Source organism: Rhodococcus sp. BP-261 (genome assembly GCF_019835205.1).
GTDB classification, from domain to species: domain Bacteria; phylum Actinomycetota; class Actinomycetes; order Mycobacteriales; family Mycobacteriaceae; genus Rhodococcoides; species Rhodococcoides kyotonensis_B.
On record NZ_JABUCO010000003.1, the window covers coordinates 311,279 to 333,445 of the forward strand.

Annotated in this window: 22 protein-coding genes; 14 read left to right on the forward strand and 8 right to left on the reverse strand. The window is 65.7% G+C overall.

From position 1 onward, the window contains the following. The first annotated feature begins 4 nt into the window (after nucleotides 1-4). The 4 genes from HQ354_RS05295 (at nucleotide 5) to HQ354_RS05310 (ending at nucleotide 3,286) form a co-directional block, all read left to right on the forward strand. A complete protein-coding gene (locus HQ354_RS05295) occupies nucleotides 5-1,069 on the forward strand; it encodes an NAD-dependent epimerase/dehydratase family protein (RefSeq protein WP_167674694.1) in 1,065 nt (354 codons plus the stop codon). Nucleotides 1,070-1,143: 74 nt separating this feature from the next. Further along, complete coding sequence (locus HQ354_RS05300) at nucleotides 1,144-1,650, forward strand: CinA family protein (RefSeq protein ID WP_068431647.1); 507 nt, start codon at nucleotides 1,144-1,146, stop codon at nucleotides 1,648-1,650. A gap of 44 nt (nucleotides 1,651-1,694) precedes the next feature. Further along, the gene (gene nadE, locus HQ354_RS05305) at nucleotides 1,695-2,537 is read left to right on the forward strand and encodes an ammonia-dependent NAD(+) synthetase (RefSeq protein ID WP_167674696.1); all 843 of its coding nucleotides are present in this window, start codon (nucleotides 1,695-1,697) and stop codon (nucleotides 2,535-2,537) included. Next, the gene (locus HQ354_RS05310; protein ID WP_167674698.1) at nucleotides 2,534-3,286 is read left to right on the forward strand and encodes a CDP-alcohol phosphatidyltransferase family protein; all 753 of its coding nucleotides are present in this window, start codon (nucleotides 2,534-2,536) and stop codon (nucleotides 3,284-3,286) included. Before nadE ends, HQ354_RS05310 begins: the two co-directional genes overlap by 4 nt. Here the strand turns inward: HQ354_RS05310 and HQ354_RS05315 are convergent. Further along, a complete protein-coding gene (locus HQ354_RS05315) occupies nucleotides 3,179-4,006 on the reverse strand; it encodes a YihY/virulence factor BrkB family protein (protein ID WP_261769121.1) in 828 nt (275 codons plus the stop codon). The two genes, HQ354_RS05310 and HQ354_RS05315, sit on opposite strands and share 108 nt — an antisense overlap. A gap of 157 nt (nucleotides 4,007-4,163) precedes the next feature. On the opposite strand from HQ354_RS05315, the gene HQ354_RS05320 reads away from it, so the two are divergent. Further along, nucleotides 4,164-5,369 carry an NAD(P)/FAD-dependent oxidoreductase gene (locus HQ354_RS05320; protein ID WP_222634329.1) on the forward strand — a complete coding sequence of 402 codons (1,206 nt, stop codon included), beginning with the start codon at nucleotides 4,164-4,166 and terminating at the stop codon, nucleotides 5,367-5,369. A 29-nt stretch (nucleotides 5,370-5,398) separates the two neighbouring features. After that, complete coding sequence (locus tag HQ354_RS05325) at nucleotides 5,399-6,715, forward strand: NAD(P)/FAD-dependent oxidoreductase (protein ID WP_068431660.1); 1,317 nt, start codon at nucleotides 5,399-5,401, stop codon at nucleotides 6,713-6,715. Between the two features lie 4 nt (nucleotides 6,716-6,719). Here the strand turns inward: HQ354_RS05325 and dapA are convergent, their stop codons facing one another. Continuing rightward, nucleotides 6,720-7,598, reverse strand: a complete 879-nt coding sequence (gene dapA, locus HQ354_RS05330) for a 4-hydroxy-tetrahydrodipicolinate synthase (protein ID WP_084424065.1) — start codon at nucleotides 7,596-7,598, stop codon at nucleotides 6,720-6,722. A gap of 134 nt (nucleotides 7,599-7,732) precedes the next feature. Here dapA and glsA point away from each other — a divergent pair, with 134 nt between their 5' ends. Next, the gene (gene glsA / locus HQ354_RS05335) at nucleotides 7,733-8,938 is read left to right on the forward strand and encodes a glutaminase A (protein ID WP_222634282.1); all 1,206 of its coding nucleotides are present in this window, start codon (nucleotides 7,733-7,735) and stop codon (nucleotides 8,936-8,938) included. Here glsA and HQ354_RS05340 read toward each other — a convergent pair whose 3' ends face one another. Next, the gene (locus tag HQ354_RS05340; protein ID WP_222634283.1) at nucleotides 8,939-9,553 is read right to left on the reverse strand and encodes a TetR/AcrR family transcriptional regulator; all 615 of its coding nucleotides are present in this window, start codon (nucleotides 9,551-9,553) and stop codon (nucleotides 8,939-8,941) included. Nucleotides 9,554-9,668: 115 nt separating this feature from the next. Between HQ354_RS05340 and HQ354_RS05345 the strand changes: the two genes are divergently transcribed. From HQ354_RS05345 to HQ354_RS05375, 7 genes are all read left to right on the forward strand, one after another. Next, on the forward strand, nucleotides 9,669-11,246 hold the full coding sequence (locus HQ354_RS05345; protein ID WP_068431670.1) for a carboxyl transferase domain-containing protein: 1,578 nt from the start codon (nucleotides 9,669-9,671) through the stop codon (nucleotides 11,244-11,246). Nucleotides 11,247-11,254: 8 nt separating this feature from the next. Continuing rightward, entirely contained in the window at nucleotides 11,255-13,246 is a 1,992-nt protein-coding gene (locus HQ354_RS05350; RefSeq protein WP_222634284.1) for an acetyl/propionyl/methylcrotonyl-CoA carboxylase subunit alpha, read from the forward strand. A 2-nt stretch (nucleotides 13,247-13,248) separates the two neighbouring features. Beyond that, nucleotides 13,249-14,415, forward strand: a complete 1,167-nt coding sequence (locus tag HQ354_RS05355; protein ID WP_222634285.1) for an acyl-CoA dehydrogenase family protein — start codon at nucleotides 13,249-13,251, stop codon at nucleotides 14,413-14,415. Further along, a complete protein-coding gene (locus tag HQ354_RS05360; protein ID WP_374107300.1) occupies nucleotides 14,412-14,897 on the forward strand; it encodes a MaoC family dehydratase in 486 nt (161 codons plus the stop codon). The genes HQ354_RS05355 and HQ354_RS05360 overlap by 4 nt, the downstream gene beginning before the upstream one ends. Further along, nucleotides 14,894-15,706, forward strand: a complete 813-nt coding sequence (locus tag HQ354_RS05365) for a CoA ester lyase (RefSeq protein WP_222634286.1) — start codon at nucleotides 14,894-14,896, stop codon at nucleotides 15,704-15,706. The genes HQ354_RS05360 and HQ354_RS05365 overlap by 4 nt, the downstream gene beginning before the upstream one ends. 61 nt (nucleotides 15,707-15,767) lie before the next feature. Continuing rightward, complete coding sequence (locus HQ354_RS05370) at nucleotides 15,768-16,067, forward strand: WhiB family transcriptional regulator (protein ID WP_308115116.1); 300 nt, start codon at nucleotides 15,768-15,770, stop codon at nucleotides 16,065-16,067. Between the two features lies 1 nt (nucleotide 16,068). Beyond that, on the forward strand, nucleotides 16,069-16,518 hold the full coding sequence (locus HQ354_RS05375; RefSeq protein ID WP_222634287.1) for a MarR family winged helix-turn-helix transcriptional regulator: 450 nt from the start codon (nucleotides 16,069-16,071) through the stop codon (nucleotides 16,516-16,518). Nucleotides 16,519-16,530: 12 nt separating this feature from the next. Here HQ354_RS05375 and thiD read toward each other — a convergent pair whose 3' ends face one another. The 5 genes from thiD to HQ354_RS05400 form a co-directional block, all read right to left on the reverse strand. Beyond that, a complete protein-coding gene (gene thiD / locus HQ354_RS05380; protein WP_222634288.1) occupies nucleotides 16,531-17,322 on the reverse strand; it encodes a bifunctional hydroxymethylpyrimidine kinase/phosphomethylpyrimidine kinase in 792 nt (263 codons plus the stop codon). A gap of 171 nt (nucleotides 17,323-17,493) precedes the next feature. Next, nucleotides 17,494-18,684, reverse strand: a complete 1,191-nt coding sequence (locus tag HQ354_RS05385) for a CaiB/BaiF CoA-transferase family protein (protein WP_222634289.1) — start codon at nucleotides 18,682-18,684, stop codon at nucleotides 17,494-17,496. After that, nucleotides 18,681-20,144 (reverse strand): dihydroorotase family protein, encoded by a 1,464-nt coding sequence (locus HQ354_RS05390; RefSeq protein ID WP_222634290.1) that lies wholly within the window; start codon nucleotides 20,142-20,144, stop codon nucleotides 18,681-18,683. Before HQ354_RS05390 ends, HQ354_RS05385 begins: the two co-directional genes overlap by 4 nt. A gap of 28 nt (nucleotides 20,145-20,172) precedes the next feature. Continuing rightward, complete coding sequence (locus HQ354_RS05395) at nucleotides 20,173-21,528, reverse strand: FAD-binding protein (RefSeq protein ID WP_222634291.1); 1,356 nt, start codon at nucleotides 21,526-21,528, stop codon at nucleotides 20,173-20,175. Further along, entirely contained in the window at nucleotides 21,525-22,157 is a 633-nt protein-coding gene (locus HQ354_RS05400) for a hydantoin racemase (protein WP_222634292.1), read from the reverse strand. Before HQ354_RS05400 ends, HQ354_RS05395 begins: the two co-directional genes overlap by 4 nt. Nucleotides 22,158-22,167 lie beyond the last annotated feature (10 nt).

Genomic DNA, 22,167 nt, shown 5'->3' on the forward strand with positions numbered 1-22,167 from the left:
TTCGATGCGTGTGGCCATCACCGGTGCGACCGGAAACGTCGGGACGACGCTCCTGCGGCGACTTGCGGGCGAGGACGTCGACGTCGTCGGAATTGCTCGTCGGCGCCCGCCGGAAACCGATCCCTACGCCGGCGTGCAGTGGCACGAAATCGATCTCGCCGACGCCGATGCGGAGAACCGGCTCGTCCCGATTCTGACCGGAGTCGACGCGGTGATACATCTCGCGATCGGATTTCAGCCCATGCGTGAGCGAGACTATCTGCGCCGCACCAACGTAGGGGGAACCGAGGCGGTCGCGAACGCGGTGGGACGGGCCGAGGTCGGCCGACTGATCCACATGTCGTCGAGCGGGGTGTACTCGCCCGGCGCCTACGGCCGCCGCGTCGACGAGACCTGGCCGCGGGACGGCGTTCCGTCGTCGACGTACAGCGTCGACAAGGCGGCCGCGGAACAGGTGCTCGACCGTTTCGAGACGCGCGCTACCGGAACGACAGTCGTCCGTCTCAGACCCGGGCTGATCGGCCAGTACGCGTTCGGCAGTGCGCTGCTTCGGTATTCGCTACCCGACCTCGTGCCGTCGTGGGTCGTGGATCGCGTGCCGGTTCTGCCGATGGACCGGTCGATCACGATTCCTGCCGTGTCGACGAGCGACGTCGCCGACGCGATTCTCGCTGCGTTGACCTGTCCCCGCAGCGACGCGTTCAACCTGTCCGCGCCGACTCCTGTTCGCACCGCAGATTTCGAAGCCACCTTGTCCGCGCATGCGATTCCCGTTCCGCGCGTCGCCATGCGCGCCGTGGCGGCGGCGACGTTCACCACGAGGCTGCAGTCCGTGCACCCGGGGTGGATCGATCTCGCATACGAGACTCCCCTGCTCGACACACGCCACGCCGAGACGGTACTGAAGTGGGCGCCGACGCTCGACGGGCCCGAAGTGCTGGCGGAGACGATCCGCGGTATGCGCCAGGGGGCAGCCGCATCCAGCCCGCCTCTGCGCGCACGGACGTTCCTGGATCGCATCGGCTCGGCTCTCGGCCGAGGTCCGGTGTCACGGCGCCGCGAACCCTGACGAGCGGGGTTTCACCCCGCGGGCGCACGGGTATCGGGCGGACAGGGGGAAACGCTTGTAGGAGGTTTTCTTTCATGTCGACAAGTCCCGAGGAGCGCATCGACGTCCGCGACGATCTGTCGGAATTGTGCGAAGAATTGTCGGAGTTGGCTCTGGAACATTCGATCGCGGTCGCCACGGTCGAGTCTCTGACCGCAGGCAATCTCGCCGCCATGCTCGGCAAGGCCCCGTCTTCGGGTGACTGGTTCCGAGGCGGAATCGTCGCCTACGACGCCGATGTCAAGCACTCGCTTCTCCGCGTTCCCGAAGGTCCGGTCGTCAGTGAGGTCTCGGCCGCCACGATGGCCCGTTCTGCGTGCGAACTGCTCGGCGCCGACATGGCCATTGCCGTGACCGGCGAGGCAGGGCCCGAGACACAGGAGAACGAACCGCCGGGGACGGTATGGGTGGGCATGTGCGACCGAGGCGTCGTCACCACCGAACGCAAGCAGTTCGACGGTGAGCCTGAAGAGATTCTGGCACAGACGTTGTCGCTCTCCATCGAATCTTTGGTGGGCCATGCTCGCCGACGCTCCGCCTGAACGATCCACCACATCCTTCGACCGAGACAGGGATAACACGCCGAATGGACACCTCATTGCGTTCACACATCCAGCACGAGCTCGCCGTGAAGCCGGCGATCGACCCCGAGAACGAGATTCGCGACCGAGTCGAGTTCCTGGCGGACTACCTCCGCGCCAGCGGAACCCGTGGGTTCGTACTCGGTATCAGCGGTGGACAGGACAGCACTCTGGCGGGTGCCCTCGCACAACGTGCCGTGCGTGACGTCGTGGCGTCCGGTGAAGAGGCCGAGTTCGTCGCCGTGAGGCTGCCGTACGGTGTGCAGGCAGACGAGGACGACGCCATCACCGCCGTCGAGTTCATCGGACCCGACCGCACGGTCACCGTCGACATCAAGGACGCAGTCGACGCGTCGGCGCGCGCGGCTGCGAAAGCCCTGGGCGTGGACCGCCTCGACGACTTCGTGCGCGGCAACGTCAAGGCACGTGAGCGCATGATCGCGCAGTACGCGATTGCAAGCCAGGACAACCTCCTGGTCATCGGGACGGACCATGCTGCCGAGGCCGTCACCGGGTTCTTCACCAAGTACGGCGACGGCGGAGCCGACGTGACACCGCTCGAGGGCCTCACCAAACGGCAAGGAGCGCAACTCCTTCAGTTCATGGACGCACCCGAGTCCACCTGGAAGAAGGTGCCGACGGCCGACCTGGAGGACGACCGCCCGGCCCTGCCGGACGAGCAGGCACTCGGCGTCACGTACGCACAGATCGATTCCTACCTCGACGGCGGAGATGTCGACGACGACGCCGTCGCCGTCATCGAACGCTGGTACACGAAGACCAGGCACAAGCGCACGACCCCGGTCGCGCCGACCGACCGATGGTGGCGCCGAGAGCCAGGCGAGTGACCGATCTCGGACCCTCCTCGGCTACAACGGTTCTGACCAGGGAGCAGTACCTCGACCGGTGGCGCGTTCTGCACGGACAGTACGACCAGAACGCCTCGTCGCTGGTGCGGCCGTGGCTGAGCGCCGTCTACCGCCTGTCGGCGCCGCTCGCACGGAAACATCTGTCGCCCGACATCGTCACGGCCGCGGGCGTGGCGACGGCGGCGGGCGCGGCCGCAGCGTCGTGGACCGGCGGCGCGTGGCTGTTCCTCGCCGCCGCGCTCGTCCTCGTCGCCTCCGTGCTCGACGGTATCGACGGCGCAGTGGCCGTGATCTCGCGACGGGACGACGCGTGGGGTTTCGTCGTCGACACCGTGGCCGATCGCTGCAGCGATCTGTTGATTCTGGCGATCGTCGGATTCGCCGGTGCCCCATGGCCACTCGTCGCCGTGATGATGGCTTTCACCATGATCCACGAGACCCTTCGTGCACGTGCAGGCGCGGCCGGGCTGCGCGAGGTCCTCGTGATCACGGTGTGGGAACGGCCGTCGCGAGTGGTCACGTCGATACTGATCGCTGTCACCGCCGCGGCAGTGCCGTCGGCCGCAGTCACGACGTCGACACTGGGCGCAGTGGTCGGCGCTGTACTAGCCGCGTGCGGGCTACTTCACTTGGCGATCGCTGTCCGACGCGCCCTGCGGGGACGCGTCGTCGAACCACCATCCCAGTTCGTCGATGGCAAGCGTCAGAGCCCACCCGACGAGCAGTAACACGTGCAGCAGGAACATCCACAGTCCTGCTGCGATCACGGCTCCGATCACGGTCAGCCCCCCGAAGGGAGCACCGAGATCGACCGGTATCGCCAGGAACAGCACGAACCCCTGCGCGAACCCGGCCAGGAACGACGCGGTGACCAACGCTCCGGCGGCAACGACCGTCGCGCGCGGGAGACCGGGACCGACGACCGCGAAGACCCAGCTCACGGCGACTGCGAGCACGAGCCACGTTCCGATGAATCCGATCCACACCCGCAGCGCCAGACTGCCCACGCCTCCCGAGGTGGTCGCGTCGGCCAGCCACTCCGCGAGACGCAGCATCACCACGACGAGGAACGGCGCCAACAGGACGAACGGGAGGACGAGGGCTCGGCCACGCCAGCCCGTCAGATTCTCGTCGACGGGACGGTACGCCACGAGCGCGCGCCGAAGCCCTTCTCCGTAGAACGTCGCCGGGAAGATCGCGATCAGGACTCCCAGCAACGACAACGTTGCGCCGGCCTCTGCCAGCGTGATGACCGCCGACCGTGCGCCGAGCGCATCGGGTAGCAACTCGGCGACGTCGGCCATGCGGGACAGCACCCATTCCGGAGACGTGACGACAGTCGCTGCGCGCAAGGCCAACAGCAACACGGGTACGACGGCGATCGCCGCGTAGAAGGTCAATCCTCCCGCGACGAGAGACAGGTCCGACGCACCCAATCGGGTGGTCATGTTCCGCCGAACCGACCGCAGCCACTCCGAGTGCATCGTCACCGTCACCTTCTCCTCGCGTCGAGAGGGCGCATACCCGCGTACGTCGTCCCCACGCGCCCGCGGTTTCCCGATGCGACCGACGGGTAATGCGGCACAGGTGAACAGACTGGACCCGATCACGACCTCGACCGACATTCCCACTTTCGACGTCCTGGTCATCGGAGGCGGGAACGCCGGTATCAGCGCCGCTGCCCGAGCGATCCGAACGGGCATACGAGATGTCGCGGTGATCGAACCACAGCAGGTACACACCTACCGTCCGTTGTTGTCCTACGTCGGCGCCGGGCAGGCCACGCTGAACGAGGCGCAACGCACGCAACGGTCCGTGATCCCACGAGGTTGTACGTGGATCGAAGACTCGGCGACCGTCGTCGACGCACCGAACAACACGGTCACGTGCGCGTCAGGACGCCGATTCCGCTATCACGACCTCGTGCTCGGTCCCGGACTCGTACCGGACGACGACGAACTCCCCGGCACTGCCGAGGCCGTCGACTCGCCCGGAGTGGCCAGCAACTATCTCGACCGCGCCGACAAGACCTGGACACTGGTGGAGAACATGCCTGCGTTCGGGCACGCCGTGTTCACGGTGCCGCGGCCGCCGGTCAGCTGCACCGGGACGACACTGAAACCTCTGTTTCTGGCGGCGTCGCACTGGCACCGCGTCGGCCGACTTTCGGGCATCGAGATCACTCTGCTCGTCGACCGTCCTCGCCTGCTCGGAGTCCCGGAGCTCGACGCTGTGCTGATGGATCGGTTGCAGCAACTCGGGGTTCACCTCCACTTCGACACGACGGTCGTGTCGCTCGAACCGGCGTCTCGGCGGATCGAGACCGTCACCGCAGGCTCGACGCCGAGCACCGTCGAGTACGACTTCCTGCATCTCGTACCGCCGTTTCGTGGACCTCGATGGATCACCGAATCGAACCTGAGTGCCGACGGCATGCACGGGCTCGTCGACGTCGATCCCCACACGTTCCGGCATCGCACGCACCCGAACATCTGGGCCGTCGGCGATGGCGCGTCGATCGACACAGACCCGTCGGGTGGCGGTCTGCGCAAACAGGTTTCGGTGCTCGTCGACAACATCCATGCGACGCGTGAGGGTCGGGCCACGTCGACGTACGACGGTTACACGGTCGCCCCGATCCCGCTGGACGACCGTCATCTCGTCGCCGCCGAATTCGACCGCGCCGGAAGACTGTCGTCGTCGCTGCCCTCGTTCCTCGACCCGCTCACGCCCCGCCGATCCGCGTTCGCATTCGACAGATACGGTCTACCCCAGATCTACTGGCACTCGATCCTCCGCGGTCGAGTCTGAGTCACGAACGCACCGAGAGGATTTCATTCATGACCGCACCCGGTAGGCCGCATGTCCTCGTCATCGGCGGAGGCTTCGGCGGCCTGTACGCGGCAAAGCGACTGCGCCACAGCGACGTGGCCGTCACCGTACTCGAACGAGGCACCAGCCACGTGTTCCAACCGTTGCTCTATCAGTGCGCGACGGGTCTCGTGTCCGAGGGTTCCATCGCGAGCCCGCTGCGACATCTGTTGCGGCATCAGGACAATGCCCATGTCGCTCTCGGTGAGGCCTCGGCCATCGACGCCGAAGCGCGCATCGTCACGGCCAGCCGATTCGACGGGTCCACGTACGAGTTGAAGTACGACTTCCTCGTGGTCGCCGCCGGGATGCAGCAGGCCTACCACGGTCACGAGGAATACATCCAGTACGCGCCCGGCATGAAAACTCTCGACGACGCCCTGACGATCCGACGGAAGTTGATTGCCGCGTTCGAGATGGCCGAATCGCTCCCGACTGCCGAGGAGCGACAGCCCTGGCTGACGTTCGCGGTCGCGGGCGGCGGGCCCACCGGTGTCGAATTGGCCGGTCAGATACGGGAACTCGCGACGAGGGCACTGTCGCACGAGTTCCGTTCGATCGACCCGCGCGAGGCAAGGGTGTTGCTCTTCCACGGCGACGATCGAGTTCTGCCGTCGTTCGACAGGAAACTGTCGGCGGCGGCTCAGAAGACCTTGGACATCGTGGGCGTCGAAACGCACCTCGGCGTGCACGTCACCGACGTCACCGAGACCGATGTCGAGACCACGACGAAAGCCGAACCGAAGACGAAGACCCGGTACGACGCGCGCACGGTGTTGTGGACGGCGGGTGTCGAGGCCGTGCCGTTCGCGCGCACGTTGGCGACAGCGCTCGGCGTCGATCCTGACCGGTCCGGCCGGATTTCCGTCGGGCCCGATCTGTCGGTCCCCGGACATCCGAACGTCTGGGTGGTCGGCGACATGATGGCGAAGGACGACCTGCCGGGCGTGGCCGAGGTGGCGATGCAGGGCGGACGCCACGTCGGATCGGTCATCGCGGCGGAGCTCGAGCACCCGGGCAACGCCCGAGCTCCGTTCAAGTATCGCGACCTCGGCAGCGCGGCCTACATCGCGCGCGGACACGCGCTCGTGCAGGCCGGACCGCTGCGCATGTCCGGTTTCCTCGGATGGCTGTCGTGGGGGTTCATTCACATCGCGTTCCTGTCGGGAGCCAGGAATCGCGTCGGGACTCTCGTCAACTGGGCGGCCACGCTGGCCACCAACTCGAGACGCGAGCGAGCCATCACCTACGGGGATCCGGAAACCGCCCGCAAGCCCTACAGCTGACGGGTCAGTCGATCAGTTCCGCGTTGCGTAGTGCGGCGCGAACGTCGGCGTGATGCCATTCGTCCAGTTCGACGAGAGGCAGGCGAATACCTCCGGACATCAATCCCATCTCGGCGAGGGCCCACTTGACCGGGATGGGATTGGGCTCGGCGAACAGGGCGCTGTGCAGACCGGCAAGGGTCGCGTCGATGTCCGACGCCGTGTCCGCGTCACCCGCGAGGGCGGCGGCACACATCTTCGCCATCGCGTCCGGTGCGACGTTGGCCGTCACCGAGATGTTGCCGTGGAAGCCCGCGAGCATGCTGGCTCGTGCGGTCGAGTCGTCGCCCGAGTACAGCCCGAAATCGGGCAGTTCGAGAGCCACGAGATCGCGCGTTCGATCCAGGTCTCCCGACGCTTCCTTGATGCCGACGATGTTCGGCAGCTCGGCGAGCCGGGCGACGGTGGACGGCAGCATGTCGCAACCGGTCCGCGACGGGACGTTGTAGAGGTACTGAGGAAGGTCGACTGCCTCACCGATCGCCTTGAAGTGGCGGTACAGGCCTTCCTGAGGGGGCTTGATGTAGTACGGGGTGACCAGGAGTGCGCCGTCGGCGCCTGCGACGCGGGCCGCCTCCGTCAGGTGGATGGCCTCGTCGGTGGAATTCGCGCCGGTGCCCGCGATCACGGGGATCCGTCCTGCGACGACATCGATGGTGCGTCGGATGACGTTCTCGTGTTCGGACACCGACAGGGTCGACGACTCACCCGTCGTTCCGACCGACACTATCGCCGAGGTACCGCCGCTGATCTGTCGCTCGAGCAGGGAATCCAGCGACGGGTAGTCGACGTCGCCGCTGTCGGTCATGGGCGTGACGATCGCAACGATGCTTCCGGTGATCACGGTGGGGCTGCCTTCCTCGGGTCTGTGGTTCGTCCCGAATCGTAGTCGACCGCAGCGTCACGGCACCTCGACCATCGCCGCTGCTCGGTCGTGCCGACCGTCACCGACGTGTGTCGAACCGTTACCGTCGAGAGATGGAATCCCCCATACCCGACTATCTGGACACCGTGCTCGCCGAATGCCGATCGGTCGACGGTGGTTCGATCGAGAGCGGCAACCGCCGACTGGCTGCGGCCGATCCGGACATGTTCGGGGTCGCGATCGCCACCGTCGCAGGCACGGTCTACACCGCCGGTGACGCCGACGTCGAGTTCTCGATTCAATCGATCGCCAAGACGCTGGCGTATGCACTGGCGATTGCCGACAACGGCCTCGATGCGATGTCCGACGTCGTCGACGTCGAACCGTCCGGCGACTCGTTCAACGAGATCTCGCTCGAACCGGGATCCGGTAGACCACGCAACGCACTGATCAACGCCGGTGCACTCGCAGTACACGCGATGGTGCGTGCCGACTCGGCGCGTGAGCGCGTCGAACGTATCCGCGCGCTGCACAGTGCACTCGCGGGTCGTGAATTGTCCATCGACACAGCCGTGTACGAGTCCGAGCTCGATGCCGACGACCGCAACACCGGAATCACCCACCTGCTGAAGGCCGTCGGTGTGCTCGGAGCAGATCCCGATGAGGTCGTCGACGGCTACGCGGCGCAATGCGCCATCTCCGTCACCTGCCGCGACCTCGCCGTCATGGCCTCCGTGATGGCGAACGGTGGGCTCGAACCCGGTTCCAGTACACGACTTCTCGACCTCTCGGTCAACAGCCACGTCCTGTCCACCATGACGACGTGCGGCATGTACGACGGCACGGGAAGCTGGATCTCCACGGTCGGCATTCCGGCCAAGAGCGGAGTCTCGGGTGCGATCATCGGCGTGCTCCCCGGCCAGGTCGGCATCGCCGTGGTGTCGCCCCGCCTCAACGAGCACGGCAACAGCGTGCGCGGCGTCGCTGTCTTCGAGCGGCTGTCTCGCGATCTCGAACTGCACATGATGCACGTCTCGCCGTCGGGAATGTCCTCGCTGCGGACTGTCGACGAGAGCGACGACGCGACGGTCCTCGAATTGCAAGGAGACCTGCGCTTCGCCGGCGCCGAGTCGGTTCTCGCACGTCTCGGAAACGGCATACCGTCGCACCACCGCATCAGGCTCGACTTCGAGCACGTGCGCGCCGTCGACGACGCCGCGAGACGATTGCTGCTGGAGGCGATGGACCGACTGCGATCGGAGGGCCACGACGTCGATGTATCGGACCCGCACGATCTGCTCGAACCGGCCGACACGTAGTCAGTCCAGTCGAAGAGCGCCGAACACCATGTCCCGCAACAGAGGTCGAGTCTGCTTCGACGGGGATCTGCCGGCACTGTAGGGCGTCGAGTTGATCAGTCCGAACACCGCGTGCGCCTTCGTCCTTGCGTCCGACTCGCCGAGTGTCGCGTCCGCGTCGCACAGCGCGGACACCCACAATTCGACGTATTCACGCTGCTTGCGTCGGACCGACCGGCGCGGCGTCTCGGGCAGAGACTCCAGATCACGGTCCTGAATTCGGATGAGCGCGGGCGAGGCGAACGCGAAGTCCAGATGGAAATCGATCAGGCGCTCCACCGTGGCGTCGCTCGGCGCATGCTCGTCGACGACGGCGCGGCCACCGTCGAGCAGGTACTGCGAAATTCCGACGAGCAATTCGACCAGGACGGCTTCCTTGCCCGAGAAGTGCCGATAGACCGCTGGTCCGCTGATACCGACGGCTGCTCCGAGATCCTCGAGGCGCACCGACGAGAAACCGCGCTCGGCGAACAACGACGCCGCTGCCTGCAGGAGTTGCTCACGACGCTCGGCCTTCTTCTGGTCACGGGACGTCGCGGGCTTGTCTTCGAGCCCGGGGTCGGTCGGTGTCGCCATCTGTCGTCGCCTCTCTGGACATCTCAGTTAATCGTAGTTTACTATTGCAATCAGTTATTCCGAGTTAACTGAAATCGTGTTCCGACAGACGAGACCACCGAGGACGCGCACCACCATGGCTATCGACACCGCTGCCAACAGGGCAGACCACGAGCTGCTGACTGCCCAGCTCTCCGAGCGGCTCGCCTTGGCGGCACTCGGCGGGAGCGAGAAATCCCGAGAGCGCCACGTCGCACGCGGCAAGCTGCTCCCCCGTGACCGCGTCGACGAACTACTGGACCCGGGCAGCCCGTTCCTCGAAATCGCTCCACTGGCCGCCAACGGTCTGTACGACGACGAATGCCCCGGTGCAGGCATGATCGCCGGCATCGGCCGCGTCTCCGGACGCGAGTGCGTCGTCGTGGCGAACGACGCAACGGTCAAGGGCGGCACCTACTACCCCATGACCGTCAAGAAGCACCTACGCGCGCAGGAGATCGCGCTGCAGAACACTCTGCCGTGCATCTACCTCGTCGACTCCGGAGGAGCATTCCTTCCCCGTCAGGACGAGGTGTTTCCCGACCGCGACCACTTCGGCCGCATCTTCTACAACCAGGCCAACCTGAGCGCCAAGGGAATTGCCCAGATCGCCGCGGTCATGGGTTCGTGCACGGCAGGTGGTGCGTACGTACCCGCGATGAGCGACGAGGCGGTCATCGTCCGAAACCAGGGCACCATCTTCCTCGGCGGCCCGCCACTGGTGAAAGCCGCGACCGGTGAGGTCGTCACAGCCGAGGAGCTCGGCGGCGGCGATCTGCATTCGAAGATCTCCGGAGTGACCGACCACCTCGCCGACGACGATCGCGACGCGCTACGCCGCGTCCGGAAGATCGTCTCCACACTCGGTCCGCGCACGCCGCGCCCGTGGGACGTGATCGACGTTCGCGAACCCATTGCAGATCAGACCGAGCTCTACGACGTGGTCCCCACCGACTCCAGAACTCCGTACGACGTGCGCGAGGTCATCACCCGGGTCGTCGACGCGGGCGAGTTCGACGAGTTCAAGGCAGAATACGGCAAGACACTCGTCACCGGCTTCGCACACATTCACGGCCACCCCGTCGGGATCATCGCCAACAACGGCGTGCTGTTCGCCGAATCAGCCATGAAGGGCGCGCATTTCATCGAACTGTGCGACAAACGCAGCATTCCGCTGGTCTTTCTGCAGAACATTTCCGGATTCATGGTCGGCCGCGACTACGAAGCGGGCGGCATCGCCAAGCACGGCGCCAAGATGGTGACCGCAGTCGCGTGCGCACGGGTGCCGAAGCTGACCGTCGTCATCGGCGGGTCCTACGGTGCAGGTAACTACTCGATGTGCGGCCGCGCGTATTCCCCACGCTTTCTGTTCATGTGGCCGAACGCGCGCATCTCCGTCATGGGCGGCGAGCAGGCAGCCTCCGTCCTCGCGACCGTCCGCGGCGAACAACTCGACGCGGCAGGCACCCCGTGGACGAGTGACGACCAGGAATCGTTCAAAGCGCCCATCCGCGAGCAGTACGAAACCCAGGGCAACCCCTACTATTCGACGGCTCGGCTGTGGGACGACGGCATCATCGACCCGGCCGACACCAGAACCGTTCTCGGACTTGCGTTGTCGGCATGCGCCAACGCACCGCTCGAACCGGTTTCCTACGGCGTCTTCAGGATGTGACGACACACATGACCACGCAGATCGACACCGTTCTCATCGCCAACCGTGGCGAGATCGCAGTCCGCGTCGCACGCACGTTGCGGCGCTTGGGTATTCGCTCCGTCGCCGTCTACAGCGACGCCGACGCCGACGCTCGGCACGTCGCCGAAGCCGACACCGCGATCCGCCTCGGACCGGCGAACGCACGCGAGAGCTACCTCTCCATACCGAAGGTCATCGAGGCCGCCCGGATGACCGGCGCACAGGGCATCCACCCCGGATACGGCTTCCTGTCCGAGAACGCCGAGTTCGCCTCCGCATGCGAGGCCGCCGGTATCGCGTTCCTCGGCCCGTCCGCCCGCGCGATCGAGGTGATGGGCGACAAGATCACCGCCAAGGCCGCGGTCACCGAGTTCGGTGTCCCCGTCGTCCCCGGCATCTCGCGGCCGGGCCTGACCGACGCGGATCTGATCGCGGGTGCCGCCGACGTCGGCTTTCCGGTGCTCGTCAAACCCTCCGCAGGTGGCGGCGGCAAAGGCATGCGTCTTGTCGAGCGCGCCGAAGACCTGCCTGCTGCGCTGGCGAGTGCGCGTCGGGAGGCGTCGTCGTCGTTCGGCGACGACACTCTGTTCCTCGAGCGTTTCGTGCCCAGGCCCAGGCACATCGAAGTCCAGATCCTGGCCGACACACACGGCAACGTCATCCACCTCGGCGAGCGCGAATGCAGCCTGCAGCGCCGTCACCAGAAGGTGATCGAGGAAGCGCCGTCGCCGCTCCTCGACGCCGAGACCCGCGCCCGCATCGGTGAAGCAGCCTGCAACACGGCCCGTAGCGTCGACTATGCGGGTGCAGGCACCGTCGAGTTCATCGTTTCCGCCGACAGCCCAGACGAGTTCTTCTTCATGGAAATGAACACCCGTCTGCAGGTCGAGCACCCGGTCACCGAAATGGTCACCGGTGAGGACCTCGTCGAATGGCAGGTGCGTATCGCGGCGGGCGAGCACCTGACACTCGCACAGGACGACGTCACGCTCACCGGACACGCCATCGAAGCGCGCGTGTACGCCGAAGATCCGGGCCGTGGGTTCCTGCCCACCGGCGGCACCGTCGTCGGACTGCGTGAACCCGTCGGCGACGGCATCCGCGTCGACTCCGGGTTGCAGGTCGGCACCGAGGTCGGCAGTAACTACGACCCGATGCTGTCCAAGGTCATCGGGTACGGCCCCGACCGCGCTGCAGCACTGCGGACGTTGGACCGTGCCTTGGCCGACACCGCAGTCCTCGGAGTCGTCACCAACATCGAGTTCGCTCGATTCCTGCTCGCCGACAACGACGTTCGAGCCGGTGCGCTCGACACCGGCCTGCTCGATCGCCGCGCCCCGGACTTCACCGCATCGGCGGCACCGGACGAAGTGCTCGTGGCGGCCGCGTCGGTGTCCTGGTTGGCGACGTGGGACAGCCGCGGCGACGATCCGTGGTCGACGCCCAGCGGCTGGCGCGTCGGCGCGCATGCGCCGTACACGGTGCGACTGAAGACCGGTGACCGTTCGGTGCACGTCGCCATCACCGGAACGCCGACGTCGGCCAAGGTGACGCTCGACGACCAGCCGCCGATGGCATTGACCGCCGAGGCGTCGCAGAACACCGTCACCGTCGTGCTCGACGGCCGGCGAGACACCATGCGATTCAGCCGCGACGGAGCCGAGACGTGGATCTCGGATTCACGTGGAACGTGGGCATTGCGTCCCGTCGACGAGCCGAGCGTGCGCGAAACCGACGCGCATTCCGGCGACGCCGAGATCCTCAGCCCCATGCCGGGTTCCGTCATCGCCGTCGCAGCCGCGTCGGGCGACACGGTGACCGCGGGCAGTGCCGTCGTCGTCGTCGAAGCGATGAAGATGGAACACACGTTGACCACCCCGATCGACGGCACCGTCGAACTCGACGTCGCCGTCGGCGACCAGGTTCGAGTCGATCAGCTCCTGGCTCGTATCGTCCCCACCGAGAAGAACGAAGGTTGACAATGACCGACTACCTGTCGTCGGCGAATTTGCCCGACGAGTACCAGCAACTGGCGAAGTCGGTGAACGACTTCGCACGTACCGTCGTCGCACCGGTCTCGGCGAAACACGATGCAGAGCACTCCTTCCCGTACGAGGTCGTCGCGGGCATGGCGGAGATGGGGCTGTTCGGACTGCCGTTCCCCGAAGAATACGGCGGCATGGGCGGCGACTACTTCGCTCTCTGCCTCGCCCTCGAAGAACTCGGCAAAGTGGACCAGAGCGTCGCGATGACGCTCGAAGCCGGTGTGTCGCTCGGTGCGATGCCGGTGTTCCGATTCGGCAACGACGCCCAGAAGCAGGAATGGCTGCCGAAACTCACCAGCGGTACGGCGCTCGCCGCGTTCGGACTCACGGAACCAGGTGCAGGCAGCGACGCCGGCGGCACCAAGACCACGGCCAAGCGTGACGGCGGTGACTGGATCATCAACGGCAGCAAGCAGTTCATCACCAACTCCGGTACCGACATCACCGAGTTGGTCACCGTCACGGCAGTGACCGGGGTCGACGAGGCAACCGGTCGCAAGCAGATCTCGTCGATCCTGGTCCCGACGAACACTCCGGGTTTCGTCGCGGAGCCCGCGTACGACAAGGTCGGATGGAACGCGTCGGACACGCACCCGTTGAGCTTCACCGACGTTCGCGTCCCACAGGAGAACCTGCTCGGCGAGGAAGGGCGCGGGTACGCGAACTTCCTGCACATCCTCGACGAGGGTCGCATCGCGATCGCGGCGGTGTCGGTCGGCGCGGCACAGGGATGCGTCGACGAGAGCGTCAAGTACGCGAAGGAGCGCGAGGCGTTCGGGCAGCCGATCGCGAACAATCAGGCGATCTCGTTCAAGATCGCGCGCATGGAGGCGCGTGCCCACACCGCGCGGACGGCGTACTACGACGCGGCCGCATTGATGTTGGCGGGCAAGCCGTTCAAGAAGGCCGCATCGATCGCGAAGCTCGTCGCGTCCGAGGCAGCGATGGACAACGCTCGCGACGCCACGCAGATCCACGGCGGCTACGGATTCATGAACGAGTACACCGTTGCGCGGCACTACCGCGACAGCAAGATCCTCGAGATCGGTGAGGGCACCACCGAAGTGCAGTTGATGCTCATCGCCCGGGGACTCGGGCTGTGAGCGAGAAGCGCATTCTCCAGCGCGGGTTGTGGTTCGAGGAGATGGAACTCGGGGCCGTCTACGAACATCGCCCCGGGCGCACGATCACCGAAGCCGACAACACGCTGTTCACCACCCAGACGATGAACACGCAGGCGCTCCACCTCGACGCCGCGTACGCCGAGACGACCAGTTTCGGTGAGCGACTTGTCAATTCGATGTTCACCGTGTCCACACTCGTCGGCCTGTCGGTGGCACAACTGACGCAGGGCACCATCGTGGCGAATCTCGGCTTCTCCGAAGTGTCGTTCCCGAAGCCGCTGTTCCACGGCGACACCCTGTACGCGGAAACATCGATCTCGGACAAACGAGAATCCAAGTCACGCCCGGGCGAGGGCATCGTGACCTTCACGCACACCGGACGGAACCAGCACGGCGACATCGTCGCGGTTGCCGTCCGAAAGACGTTGGTACGTATGCGACCCGAGGAGGACGCGTCGTGACGTGGACACCGCCGGGACCTGCATGGTTGTTCTGCCCCGCGGACCGGCCCGAACGCTACTCCAAGGCTGCGGATCGGGCCGACGTCGTGATTCTCGATCTCGAGGACGCCGTCGCACCCGCGGACAAAGACGCTGCCCGGGAAGCACTCACGTCCACCCCCCTCGATCCCGAACGCACCGTCGTACGGATCAATGCGCATGGAACCGCAGACTGGACAGCAGACCTCGAAGCCCTGGACAAGACCGAGTATCGCGTCGTCATGCTGCCGAAGTGCGAAGCGGTGGAGCAGGTCTCGTCGTTGGCGCCTCGTGAGGTCGTCGTTCTCGTCGAGTCCCCGCTCGGCGCGATCTCGGTGGCCGATTCGTTGACAGCGCAGAACGCCGTCGGCGCGATGTGGGGCGCGGAAGATCTGGTCGCCGCGCTGGGTGGCAATGCGAGCAGATTAGCCGGTGGCGGTTACCGCGACGTCGCACGGCATGTCCGGTCGCAGACATTGCTTGCGGCCAAGGCACGGGGGCTTTTCGCACTGGATTCGGTCTTTCTCGACATTTCCAACCTCGACGGCCTTCGGGAGGAATCCGACGATGCGGTGGCGGTCGGTTTCGACGGCAAGGTGGCAATCCACCCGAGCCAGGTCCCGGTGATCCGCGAAGCCTACGCACCGACAGACGAGGACATCGAGTGGGCGACACGACTCCTCGCAGCGGTTCAGGACAACCGCGGGGTGTTCACGTTCGAAGGCCTCATGGTGGATGCGCCCGTAATCCAGCAGGCACGGCGCATCGTCGCACGCGTCCCCGGTGCGTGAAGTTCTTCACAACTACTAGGACTTCCACTACTAGGATGCCCGACCATCTAAGCTGACACTCGTGACCAGTGTTCAACCGCTGTACCCGGGTTTCGACGACCTCACGTCGTGGTCCGAGAGTGCCGCGTGCCGGAGTTCTGCCGGCGAGATGTTCTTCCCGTCGGGTGACGAGTACAGCGGGGCGTCGATCGAGGATGCCAAGCGTGTCTGTGGTCGATGCCCCGTCTCGAGGGAATGCCTGCGGCACGCGATGCTGAACGGTGAACAGCACGGCATCTGGGGTGGACTGACGCCCTCGGAACGACGACGAACCCGGTTGCCGCGCCTCACACGCCGGCCGATCCACAGCGTCGGGAGTTGACGTGCACGGCCACGAACTGGCTCCCCCACGAGGCACCGTCGCGCTCGACCTCGCGGCGACGCTCATCCGCGTTGCGAACACCATGCGGACGCGGCTCGACGAGGTCCTCGCAGGCCATCGCGTCAGCTGGGCCGGATACGAAGTTCTCGACCTCGTCTGCACCGAGGGTCCGATGACGTACCGGGCCCTCGCCCACACGCTGGACCGGCACCGCACCAGTGTCCGCAGCATCGTGGCCGGTCTGGTCGACGTAGGGCACGTCACCCGTAGTCTCGGCGGACACCGCAGCGACGAATTCGTCGTCGAGCCGACACGATCCGGGCGTGCCGTGCACGAGCGGGCTCGTCGCGCACTGGATGCGTACGGCGGCGACCTTCTCGCCCTCGACGACCCGGGGACGATGATCGATCACCTACACGCCCTCGACCGAGCTCTACGCGGTCGTCGATAGATCTGCCCGCGGTCAGCCCTGCCAGCCGACGGCGGCGAACGGCGCATTCGTCGTGATACGGCCGACGATGCCGGCGTGGGCGAAATCTTTGGCGGTCTGCACGGCGTCGCCGACGGGTGTGCCCTTCGACAGTTCGGCGGTGATGGCCGCGGCGAAGATGCATCCTGCACCGGACACTCGTTCGTTGCCGATTTTCGGTGCGCGCAACACCGTCACGTCCTGACCGTCGAACAGCACGTCGACGGCTTCGTCGCCGGGCAGTCCCGCGCCACCCTTGACGACGACGTACTGCGGGCCGAGATCGGCGATGCGACGGGCCGCCTCGGCCAGGTCGTCGACGGATTCGATCGTGTCCATGCCGGAGAGAGTCTGCGCCTCGAACAGGTTCGGGGTGACCACGGTCGCCAGCGGCAGGATCTCGGCCCGCAGCGCGTTGTCCGTGTCGAGTGCGGCGCCCGGTTCCTGACCCTTGCAGATCAGGACAGGGTCGACGACGACGTGACGCCAGCTCTGCTTCTTCAACGAATTCGCGACGGTCGCCACGGTCTCGGGCGTGCCGAGCATGCCGATCTTCACGACGTCGAGGTCGTGAGCCGACGTCGCGGCCTCGATCTGGTCGGCGATGACCGAGCCGTCGATCGGAACGAACCGGTGGCCCCAGCCGGCTTTCGGGTCGAACGACACGATGCAGGTGACGGTTCCGACACCGTAGACCCCGAGGCGCTCGAAGGTCTTGAGGTCTGCCTGCAGACCTGCTCCTCCGGTCGCCTCCGAGCCTGCGATGACATACGACAGTGTCGACATTCGTTCCGCTCCTCTACTGCGCTTTCGTTCCCTGCGACCCCTCGCTCGAGCCGCGGGACCCCGAAGGTTCAGTATGGCAACAGCAGATGTTCACCGACGAAGGGGCTCCGCCCTCGTGCGCGGGAATGTATAGCGGGCTATACATTCCCGCGCACGAGCGGCGGAGCCGCTCTAGACGACGCCGGACTTGTGCAACTCCTCGATCGAGTCGGCGTCACAACCCAATTCGGCGAGCACCGCGTCGGTGTCCTCCCCGTGGGCGCGCCCGGTGTGCCGGATACTTCCGGGCGAACCGCCCATCCGCCACATCACGTTCTGCATTCGGACCGGGCCGAGTTCGCGGTCCTCGACGGTGGTCACCATCCCGATCGCGTTGACCTGTGGATCGTCGAGCAATTCGCTCGGCCTGTAGACGGGAGCGACGGCTGCGCCCGCCTTCTCGAACTCCGCCACCACTTCCTCGCGCGTGCGCTCTCCGATCCACCCGCCCACGTACTCGTCGAGCAGATCGGCGTGAGCCGCACGCTGACGGCCCGTCGCGAACCACGGTTCGTCGATCACCTCGGCATGACCCACCAACGTCAGCACACGCTCGGCAATCGAGTTGGCGCTCGTGGATATCGCCAACCAATGGCCGTCGGACGTCTTGTACAAGTTCCTCGGTGCATTGTTGCTCGAACGGTTACCCGTTCGCTCCTGATCGATTCCCAACTGGTCCGCATAGATGATGCCCGGTCCCACTGCAGCCATGATGGGGCTCAGCAGATCCAGGTCGATGACCTGTCCCTTACCGCCGTTGTTCGTCCGATGCAGGAGTGCCATCGAGACCGCCGACGAACCGGCGATGCCCGCCAGCGAGTCCGCCAGACCGAAGGCAGGCAACGTCGGTGGGCCGTCCGCGGCCCCGGTCAGATGCGCGAATCCGCTCATCGATTCGACAAGGGTCCCGAAGGCCGGCCGCGTCGAGTACGGGCCGGTTTGCCCGAAACCTGTGACGCGCAACAGGATCAGACCGGGATTCTTCTCGGAGAGCACGTCGTAGCCGAGTCCCCAACGCTCGAGCGTTCCCGGCCGGAAGTTCTCGACGACGACGTCCGCCTCGGCTGCGAGCGATTCGAAGATCTCGGCGCCTTGCTCGCTTCCGAGGTTCAACGTCATCGTCCGCTTGTTGCGACTGATCATCGTCCACCAGAGCGGATGCCCGTCCTTGTCCAACCCGTGCCCACGCATACCGTCGGGCCGGGTCGGATGTTCGATCTTGATGACGTCGGCACCGAAGTCACCGAGGATCTGAGCGACGAGCGGACCGGCGAGGATCGTCGAGATGTCGAGGACCTTGATGCCCTCGAGCGGCCCGGTCACTTGTACGGACGGTGCAGGTAGCGGCCGGCGGGCGCACCGGACACGGCACCGTCGGCGAGGACGCGCTGTCCGCGGACGAATGTGTCGGTGACCTTGGCTCCCAGTTCGAAGCCCTCGAACGGCGTGTACTCCTGCGTCGATTCCGAGTCTTCGGGACGCACGGTCCAGGTGTGGTCGGGGTCGACGAGCGCGATGTCCGCATCCATACCGATCGCGATGTCGCCCTTGCCAGGAAGTCCGTAGCGCGACGCAGGGTTGAGCGACGTCAACTCCGCGATGCGTCGCCAGCTCAAGCCTCGTTTGCGGCCCTCGCTGACCAGGCCGGGCAGCAGGTATTCGGCGCCGCCGAATCCTGACTTCGCGGCGAAGATGTCTCCACGATCCTCGGCGAACTTCTTCTCGTCCTTGCAGCACGCGTGGTCACTGACGACCCAGTCGATGTCGCCTGCGATGAGGTGCGCCCACAACGCCTCGACGTCCTCGCGTGGGCGCAGCGGCGGGTTGACCTTTCCACCGAGTCCGTACGCGGTGTCGATGTCGGCCAGAAGGTGTCCGATCGTGACCTCACGACGGAAGTTCACGTGCGGGAACGCCTTTGCCATCCTCATCGCGGCAGTCAAAGCCTTGCGCGACGACAGGTGCAGCAGATTGATGTTGGGAAGCTGGGTCTCGTCGGCGAGGAAGGACGCGATCGTGACCGCGAGTCCCTCCGAGTGCGGCGGACGTGACGCACTGTAGGCGGCCAGACCCTGCAGGGTGCCTTCTTCTTCGACGATCTTCGTGTATGCACTCATGATCTCGGCCGTCTCGCAGTGCAGGGACAGCGAGATGTGATCTGCTTTGTCGCCCAGCTGTTCCCGGGCGGCCTGGATGCCACGCATGACGAACTCGAAGTGCGCCAGGTCGTAGCGCTCCCCTTCCGGCGTCATGAGGAATTCGCTCTGGTCGCTCGAACGCCCGTGCAGCCCGTGGCTGCCGTAGAACATGAAGATCTTGAACGACGTCACACCGTGATCGGTGATGAGCGAGGGGATTTCGGTGATGTGTTCCTTGGACATGGGCGCAAGGTGGTACGCGTAGTCGACGTAGGGCCTGCCCTCGGTTGCCTCGAGTACCGTCGGGAACACATCGGCGTAGGAACCACCCGTGTTCATGTAGTACTGACCGGTGCGCATGTAGGACAGCGACGTCGTGACGCCACCCTGCACGCAGGCGCGTGACTCGGTTTCGGCATCGTCACCGAGGGAGTTGTAGATGCCCCAGTGCTGGTGCGCGTCCACGACACCGGGGAATGCCACCTTCCCCGCCGCATCGATGACGGTGTCGGCTGCGTCGGCCGGAAGGTTCGCTTCGATTCGGGTGAACTTGCCGTCTTCGATCAGCAGATCGAGGAATTCGCCGTCCTCGGGAGCATCCGCGCCCGGGCGTACGACGCGTGCATTGGTGATCAACGTGGACATCGAGAGATCCTTTCGAAATGGGAGAAAATCAGATGAAACTAGCCGCGAGGTAGGCAAGTCCGAGCGCCGGGAGCAGTCCGTTGCCCGCCAGGTACCCGGCTGCTCCGTGGCCTGAGATGCCGATCGCCGCGCCACCGGACGCGAACAGACCGTCGATCGGCCGGTCGTCGGCACGCAGCACTCGTGCGTGTTCGTCGACGACGAGCCCACCTTGCGTATGGAACAGCGCAGGCACGATCTTGATGGCTGCGTACGGCGCACCCAGGACGTTCTCGAACGATGTGCGCCCGAACGGATCCCGCCCTTCTCCGCGCGCGTACCCCCGCACCGCCGCCAGTTCCTGTTCGACGGCATCGCGCGGCAAGCCGGTTGCGTCGGCGAGTTCGGCCGAGCTGTCGGCCCACGTCGCCGCGCCGGACTCCACGGTCTGACGAAAGTCGGTGAACGCCAGACACTTGTCGTAGATGGGGCGGTCGATGACGATCCAGCCCTCGGATTCACGTTGCGCTGCGAGACGAGCCGCATACTCGGAGTAGCCCGTGGTTTCGTCGCCGAAGCGGCGCCCGTCGAGATCGAGAACGATACCGCCGTGCATCACGGTTGCCCACCCGACGAGCGTCGTCGCCTTCTTCGACAACGCCGCATGTCCCTGGTAGGCGTCGAGGTACTTCGATTTCGCGCCGAGGCGTGCACCGATGGTCAGCGCATCACCGGCCGAGTACTCACTGCCGTGGTACCGAGCCGCCGAGATTTCCGGAATGTGCTCGGACACCATGTCGGTGTTCGCGCCGTATCCGTTGGTGGCCAACAGAACTGCTCGCGTAGGAATCGATTCCGTCGTGCCGTCGGGAAGGGTCACGGTGGCTCCGTTCACCGCGCCGTCGACGTCGATGGAAATGTCCGTGAGCCGCGCAGGCACGAGTATGTCGATGCGCGGCTCGGCGTTCGCTGCACGGACGAGGTAATCGAGCAGAATGCTGCCGTGCCTCCCCTCCACCGTGTGGCATCGGAAGCTCGAATGTCCTGGATAGGCGAAGTCGGTGACCAGCTCGAGCGGAATGCGTAGATGGTCGGCGAGCCACTCGACCAAGGGGGCGCTGACGTCGGCCAGTGCTGCAGTCAGTCGCTCGTCGGCGGTGCCCTTCGTCTTCCGCATCACGTCGTCGACGAAATTCTGCGGCGTGTCGCCGATTCCCGCATCGCGTTGCCAACGCGAGCCTGCACCCGGGATCATCGCCGTCGACATCGCAGTGTTGTTGCCGCGCTTGAAGTGTTCGCTCGCTTCGACGACGAGAACATCCAAGCCACGCTCGGCCGCGCGCAGAGCGGCGACCAGACCGCCGCCGGCACCGGCCACGACGAGGTCGGGTCCGTTCTCGCTCATGCGACCGACTCGAGTTCCGAGCTCAGCCCCAGAAGACGCAATGCAGTCGCCGTCGGGTCCACGACGAGCGGCTGCCGCGGAGGGTCGACGAGTTCGACGGCCGAACACGCGTTGATCGCCACCGAGCAGGTCAGCCCACGTGCGTGCGCGATGACCGCGTCACCCCACGCGGCCGTATCCGCGATGTCGTGGACGTCCAAGCCGAGTACGTGGGTCGGATCCGCGTCCAGGCGGTAGAACGCCAGTCGCCGGTCGAGCTCGGCGGCGATCGCCGCGTTTCGGGCCAGCGCACCGAGGCGCTGTCCCTGAGACGCGTAGAACGAGGCGGTCAGACGCGACAAGCCGTAGAGCGGCACAGCGAAGTCCTCCGCTTGCTCGGCACACGGATCGAGAACGCAGTCGGGAAGGAACCCGTCGAATCCCGTCGGATCGACTGCGCGGAACGCCTCTGTCAGAACGTCTTCCGACGCCCTGATGTCGGCTTCGGTGTTCAGCGCCGACGGTGCGACCGAACCGATGTTGCGCAGCTCGACGGTGACCGACGTCGGCGCCAAGTGGTCGTACCGTTCCTGACGGCGACGCAGTTCGGCTGCGTCGACGTCGATAGGCGTGAAAGCCAGAAGGTGCATGTACAGAACT